The sequence below is a fragment of the Spirillospora sp. NPDC049652 genome, from assembly GCF_040675125.1.
GTDB lineage: Bacteria > Actinomycetota > Actinomycetes > Streptosporangiales > Streptosporangiaceae > Spirillospora.
Genome location: NZ_JBFAOF010000626.1, coordinates 1 through 4,368 on the forward strand (window position 1 = coordinate 1; position 4,368 = coordinate 4,368).

The 4,368-nt window shown below is 73.3% G+C and carries 4 protein-coding genes; 2 read left to right on the forward strand and 2 right to left on the reverse strand.

All coding sequences use genetic code 11. The features are described 5' to 3' along the window. Positions 1 to 75: 75 nt before the first annotated feature. Together AB0J52_RS29360 and AB0J52_RS29365 are read right to left on the reverse strand one after the other, a co-directional pair. Positions 76 to 294 carry a DUF397 domain-containing protein gene (locus AB0J52_RS29360; RefSeq protein WP_500185782.1) on the reverse strand — a complete coding sequence of 73 codons (219 nt, stop codon included), beginning with the start codon at positions 292 to 294 and terminating at the stop codon, positions 76 to 78. Positions 295 to 308: 14 nt separating this feature from the next. Further along, entirely contained in the window at positions 309 to 1,178 is an 870-nt protein-coding gene (locus AB0J52_RS29365; protein ID WP_500185783.1) for a helix-turn-helix domain-containing protein, read from the reverse strand. Positions 1,179 to 1,483: 305 nt separating this feature from the next. Here AB0J52_RS29365 and AB0J52_RS29370 point away from each other — a divergent pair, with 305 nt between their 5' ends. Together AB0J52_RS29370 and alr are read left to right on the forward strand one after the other, a co-directional pair. After that, on the forward strand, positions 1,484 to 2,956 hold the full coding sequence (locus AB0J52_RS29370) for an NAD(P)H-hydrate dehydratase (RefSeq protein WP_500185784.1): 1,473 nt from the start codon (positions 1,484 to 1,486) through the stop codon (positions 2,954 to 2,956). A gap of 89 nt (positions 2,957 to 3,045) precedes the next feature. Continuing rightward, positions 3,046 to 4,179 (forward strand): alanine racemase, encoded by a 1,134-nt coding sequence (gene alr, locus AB0J52_RS29375; RefSeq protein WP_500185786.1) that lies wholly within the window; start codon positions 3,046 to 3,048, stop codon positions 4,177 to 4,179. Positions 4,180 to 4,368 lie beyond the last annotated feature (189 nt).

Consider the following 4,368-nt stretch of genomic DNA (forward strand, 5'->3'; position numbering starts at 1 on the left):
CGGGCGGGCGGGCGGTGGGCCGTGCGGCGGAGCGACGGTCGGCCGTCCCGCCGCACGGCCCGGGTCAGACGGGTGTCACGCCGGTAGGTCCAGTTCCCCGGCGCGGATGCGGGTCAGCAGCGCGTGCCATTCCTCGCCGGAGAGGCGGAGAACCGGACTGGGGTCGCCGATATGGGCGTCGCGTGCTCCGACCAGGCCGGTCGCGAGTTCTCCCACCTCGACGCAGGCGCCGCTGGCGCTGCAGCGGGAACTCTTCGTCCACCGGACGGCTCGCTCTGTGGGCAGGTTGTCCAACGGGCTCACCTTTCTCACGGGCGCCGCCAACGCTCCGCGATCCCGGCGACCAGATCGCGTGACTCCGCGGAGGGCGAGGCGAACCGCGCCATCCCCTCGAAGGCGAGCCGGTACATGAAGGTCAGCTTCTCGTCGATGACCTGGTTGTCGGTCAGGGCGCCGACGTAGACCACGTCCGGGAACACGATGTCCCAGACCGGCTCGTACTCCATGAGCTGGAAGGACCCCTCCATGATCGTGTGGGGGACGTCCAGCCTGATGACACGCAGATCCACGTGCGGCAGGTCGGAGACGTCGATCAGATGACGGAGTTGGTCGCGCATCGTGGCCGGATCGCCGACAAGCCGCCGCAGGACGGATTCGTCGAGCAGCACCGAATACTGAATGGGATTCTCTCGGAAGAGGACCTGCTGGCGGCGCATCCGGACCTCGATCCGGCGTTCGATCTCGCGTGGCGGCGCGGGGTCGTAGGCCCGTGCTCCGCCCATGACCGACCTGGCGAAGTCCTCGGTCTGCAGCAGGCCGGGGACCAGATAGGTCTCCCATTGGACGATGCGGCTCGCCTCGTCCTCCATCGCGATGAACTGCGTGTACGCGCCGGGCAGTTCCCGGTACCCCTCCCACCAGCCCTTCTGTGCCGCGTCGTGCGCGAGGGCAAGCAGCTCCGCACGGTGGGCGGGGTCGAGCTGGTAAAGCTGGGTGAGCATTCGGACGTCGTTGATCCTGGTGCTGGTGCGCGCGTTCTCGATCCGGCTGACCTTGGCTGTGGACCAGGTCAGCCGCGCTGCGACGTCGTCGCCCGTCAGCCCCCTCTCCTCACGCAGCCGGCGGAGTTCGGCCGCCAGCCGGCGCTGCCGGACGGTGGGGCCTCGGAAGGGGCTCATGGCACCCGCTGAACCGCGAGACGTCGTCATGTCTCCGGTCGCCTCCCGACCAGCGCGAGTTACTCAGCGAATTGTGCCCTATGCAACGTGCGTTCATAGGTCGGACTCGGCAACCGCTGAAGGACTCTTACCGGCTTTGCGTCCAGGTGGGTCTCTGTGGGGGACTGATGGATGAAACTTTCACCAAAACGTGCGTTGCTTCACCATTGACTCGGGAGGGCGCACCCGTCAAGGCGGTGAGTGGGGCCCGTCCCGGCCGAGGCGGCATGGCACCCTGGAGGAAATGATCGCGGAAAGGGGCCGGGGTGAGATACGCGCACGAGGTCGGTAACGTGCGGGCCGCCGAGGGCGCGCTGATGGCGCGGCTGCCCGAGGGGACGCTGATGCAGCGCGCCGCGGCCGGGCTGGCGCGGGTCTGCGCCGGGCTCCTGGACGGCGTGTACGGCGCGGACGTCGTGGTGCTGGCCGGGTCCGGCGACAACGGCGGCGACGCGCTGTTCGCCGGCGCGCGGCTCGCCCGGCGGGGGGCGCGGGTGCGGGCCGTGGCGGCCGGTTCCCGGCTTCACCAGGACGGACTCGCCGACCTGCGGGCCGCGGGCGGACGGCTGATCGAGCTCGCCGAGGCCGACGCCGCGGTGGCGACGGCCGACCTGGTGATCGACGGCCTGACCGGGATCGGGGGGACCGGGGCGCTCCGGGAGCCGCACGCGTCGCTGGCGCGCGCGGCGTCCGAGGCGCGCGGGACCGTGGTGGCCTGCGACGTGCCGAGCGGCGTGGACGCGTCGTCCGGACGGGTCGAGGGGGCCGCCGTCCGGGCGGACGTGACCGTGACGTTCGGGACGCTCAAGCCGGGCCTGCTGATCGACCCGGGCGCGTCGTACTGCGGGGTCGTCGAGCTGGTGGACATCGGGCTCGGGCCGTACCTGGGCGATCCGGACGTGGTCGCCCCGACCGCCGAGGACGTCCGGCCGCCGTATCCGGGCCCCGAGTCGGACAAGTACCGGCGCGGTGTCGTGGGCGTCCTGGCCGGGGGCGAGCAGTTCACCGGCGCGGCGGTGCTGGCCGTGGGCGGAGCCGTGCACGGCGGGGCCGGGATGGTCCGGTTCGCATCGGTTCCGCATGCCGTGGAGCTGGTGCGGCACCGCTGGCCGGAGGCCGTGACCACGGTGATCGAGCCCGGTGAGAAGGCCCTGGAGAAGATCGGCCGGGTCCAGGCGTGGGTGGTCGGGCCGGGACTGGGTACGGGGGAGGGCGCCGAGGGGCTGCTCCGGGCCGTGCTGTCGACCGAGCTGCCGGTGCTGGTGGACGCCGACGGGCTGACCGTCCTGGCGCGGCGGCGCGACCTGCTGACCAGGGACGCGCCGACGCTGCTGACGCCGCACGCGGGGGAGCTGGCCCGGCTGGTGGACGGCGACCGCACGGAGATCGAGGCGCGGCGGCTGGAGTCGGTGCGGCGGGCGGCGGCCGAGCTGGACGCGACGGTTCTGCTCAAGGGGTCCACGACGGTGATCGCGGAGCCGGACCGTCCGGTTCGGGTGAATCCGACCGGGACGTCCTGGCTGGCGACCGCGGGCACCGGGGACGTCCTGTCGGGGCTCACGGGCGCGCTGCTGGCGGGTGGGATGTCCACGCTGGACGCCGCCTGCGCGGGCGCCTACCTGCACGGACTCGCCGCGCGGCTGGCCGCCGGGGGCCCCGCTCCAGGCGCCGGGGAGGCCCCGGTCAGCGCGTTCGACGTGATCACCGCCCTGCCTGCGGCGTTCCGAACTCTCCCATAGCGGGGTGAACTGCACGATCTACTCGGACATCCAAGGTGGGCAGGGGCCGGGCCGAGGCATCGGTCCGTGGCGGGCACACTGGAGTGACTATGAGTAATCCTGCGCAGGCGCGCATCGACCTTGACGCGATCAGCGGCAACGTGGCCGTGATGCGCGAGCAGGCCGGTGGGGCCGAGGTTATGGCGATGGTCAAGGCCGAGGCGTACGGCCACGGGCTGGTCCCGGCGGCGCGCGCGGCGCTGGCCGGGGGCGCGACGTGGCTCGGCGTGGCCAAGCTCGACGAGGGCCTGCGGCTCCGCGAGGCTGGCGTGCGCGGCGTCCCGGTGCTGGTCGGCCTGGGCGTGCCCGGCGAGGACTACGCCCGCGCCGCCGCCGAGGGCCTCGACATGGCGGTCGGCGCGCGCTGGCTGTTGGACGAGCTCGCCGCCGCCGCCGAGAGCGCGGGACGGCCCGTCCGGGTCCACCTGAAGGCCGACACCGGCATGTCGCGCGGCGGCGCCGCCCCGGAGGACTGGCCGTCCCTGGTGGACGCGGCGCTCGCCGCCGAGGCGGCCGGGCTGGTGAACGTCGTCGGCCTCATGTCGCACTTCGCCTGCTCCGACGAGCTCGACCACCCGTCGGTGCCCCGGCAGATCACCACCTTCACCGACATGGTCGAGTCGGCCGAGAAGGCCGGGGTGCGGCCCGAGGTCCGGCACCTGGCGAACTCGGCGGCCGCGCTCACCCTGCCGGACTCCCGGTTCGACCTCGTCCGGCCCGGGATCGCGACGTACGGGCTGAGCCCGGTGCCGTCGCTCGGCTCGTTCGGGCTGCGCCCGGCGATGACGCTGACCGCCTCGACGGCCCTGGTCAAGCGGGTTCCGGCGGGCAGCGGCGTGTCCTACGGGCACACCTACGTGACCGACCGCGAGACGAACCTCGCGGTCGTCCCGGCCGGGTACGGCGACGGCATCCCGCGGCACGGCTCGAACCTGATCGAGGTCATGGCGGCCGGACGGCGGCGCACGATCGCCGGACGCGTCTGCATGGACCAGTTCGTGATCGACCTCGGCGACGACGTGCTCGCGGCGGGCGACGAGGTCGTCCTGTTCGGCCCGGGCGACGACGGCGAGCCGACCGCGCAGGACTGGGCGGACGCCCTGGACACCATCTCCTATGAGATCGTCACCCGGATCGGCGTCCGCGTGCCGCGCGTGTACGAGGGCGGCCCGGATCTCGGATAGCTACCCAGAGGCGACGGGAATGGACGCGAAGCACAGGCGCAGGATGGGCGTCGCGGGGGCTGTGGCGGGCCTCGGCGCGGCCGGGGTCGGCGCGGCGGTCGGCATCCGGCACCTGGCGGTGGGCCGGGTCAGGCTGCGCCCCGACCCCGACGCGGACGAGCCGTTCGGCTCGCTGCGCGGCCGTCCGCT